General features: G+C 53.1%; 3 protein-coding genes. All 3 read right to left on the minus strand.

Translation table 11 applies throughout. The annotated features are described in order from the left end of the window. Positions 1-300, minus strand: a 300-nt coding sequence (locus AD944_RS00530) for a MerR family transcriptional regulator (RefSeq protein ID WP_248845792.1), incomplete at its 3' end; no start/stop codon positions are given. Between the two features lie 246 nt (positions 301-546). Next, positions 547-1,182, minus strand: a complete 636-nt coding sequence (locus AD944_RS00535; RefSeq protein WP_061474628.1) for a hypothetical protein — start codon at positions 1,180-1,182, stop codon at positions 547-549. Positions 1,183-1,268: 86 nt separating this feature from the next. Further along, positions 1,269-1,487: a hypothetical protein gene (locus AD944_RS00540; protein ID WP_024716921.1), complete on the minus strand. Its 219-nt coding sequence runs from the start codon at positions 1,485-1,487 to the stop codon at positions 1,269-1,271. Positions 1,488-1,865: the final 378 nt, after the last annotated feature.

Here is a 1,865-nt window from a genome sequence, read left to right on the forward strand (position 1 = left end):
TTCCAGAATCTTCCTCGCAATAAAATCATCCAGATCCTCGATACGAAAACACCGGATCCGACCGATTTTCAACGACCGAATTCCCAACTCCTCATGCTGGTTCCGTAATGTTCCTTCTGCAAGACCGATATACGCTGCCGCTTCAGGGTAACGCAGCAGACCATGAAACTCTATTTCCAGAGCTCCGCTTTTAGCCGCCGACATTCTGCATACTCTTCTGTTTTGAGTATATAATCGGAGATGTGCACTGGCAGAGTGCTCTCCTGCCAGATTCCATTTATCTATTCTTGTACTGGACATTCCTTCAGCCTCCACAAGAGGAAACTGACTTCACTCGATGCTCAGGGCTTGAGCCTCGAATCATGCGCCAGTTTCCCTGTTAAAATCAGGGTATGAGACATTCCTGAAACGGCAAGACGGTTTTTTCGCAATTTTTGACATCGTTCGATTGCGCTCCGGATACCAAAACTGATGTCGTGCGCTACCATTCCTGGCGTGGAAACTCCGTTTCCCGTTACCCCACGCCTCAGACATCGGCCCTTGTCCTTATAGCGACATCTCTCTGTCACGCCCGTCGTCAGCGATCCGGTCCACCAGAGACTGGCACAGTGCCTTCAGGTCTTCCGGACGCGCCAGAAGATCGAGAAAGATGCAGACTGGGGTGATGCCAACACGGCGGTAAAAGGCTTCACGCCGCTCGAAGCGCTCCAGCCCCCGGCGCTCATGATCGTTGCGGGTGATGCGGTTCACACCGCAGCAGCCGATCACCTCGATGAAGCAGGCGGCATCCCGACGTCGCAGCGTCAGATCTGCTTTCTCGGGCCCCATATCAGGCATAATCGGCTGGTGAAGATCGATCTCCATATCCTGATGTTTGAGAGAAGCCAGTATCTGATACACGATACGTTCAGGCAGGGATTCCAGCGCCTTTCCATCCGAAGCTGTGGTTCCCGTGGGCGGCATCTCGGGCCAGCGCGCCCTCGCCTGAGCATCGATGCGGGCCCAGTCCCGCTGACCGGACTCACCGATGAACACCAGATGTTGGCCCGCCGGGCCGAGATACCGGCAGATGGCCTCGCTCGGTGGAGCACCAAGAGCACGGGCCAAGTCCTGATAGGTGATCAGATCAGCTTCGGTGGGGTGAAAACGGGACGGTGTGGCGTCATCTGAAGAGCGAAACATTCTTTATTTTCCGTATGAAACGAGAACAGGCGCAATTTGGGCGCGCCTGTTAATGGAAGAAAGGGATATGAGTGAGGAGGAATGCGTCAGTCGCAGCCGGAGCCTTCGCCATCCAGAATCTTGCTGGTCACGCACCGGACCTTGCGTCCAATCATGCGCGTCAGAATGACGACGCCCTCCAGAATGCGATCGTCCGTATTACCTTCGAGCGATTGGCTTATGGCAAAGTCAAGCAGCCGGTGCAGGGCCACGAGCTGCATAAGATCCGCCTCTACAGCGGAAGAAATTGTTGTGTGGTCGGACATTGATTTTCTCGTTTACAAGTATTGCGGAATGAGGAACCCACACGCAAAAAACCGATACCAGATCGGAAAAGAACAAATTTCTTTGGGGAATTTAGGGTGTGAGACCTCAACATCCCGGAAAAATTAGGATCAGATCACACAATAAAAACAGAACAAGAAATACTGCACCGTTAACCTTACCAGAGCTCGCAAGACTCGTTTCTGAAAAATACCAGCTTAATCCGTTATAGATTCGAACTGATCGTGCCGACCTGAAAAGCGTTACTGTTTTTTTGAGCGCTGGCGTACCCGCTTCCGCGCGGCCGCGACCTGGGTGTTCTTTGCAACGTCCGTCCGCTGGGTGTTGATTTTCACTGAGAACTGATGGTGTGGACGGCT

This window comes from Acetobacter tropicalis (assembly GCF_001580915.1).
Classification (GTDB): Bacteria; Pseudomonadota; Alphaproteobacteria; order Acetobacterales; family Acetobacteraceae; genus Acetobacter; species Acetobacter tropicalis.

Bases quoted from the DNA above. Each gene is read 5' to 3' on its own strand.
- AD944_RS00540 (WP_024716921.1), bottom strand. From the start codon at position 1,487: ATGTCCGACCACACAACAATTTCTTCCGCTGTAGAGGCGGATCTTATG.
- AD944_RS00535 (WP_061474628.1), bottom strand. From the start codon at position 1,182: ATGTTTCGCTCTTCAGATGACGCCACACCGTCCCGTTTTCACCCCACC.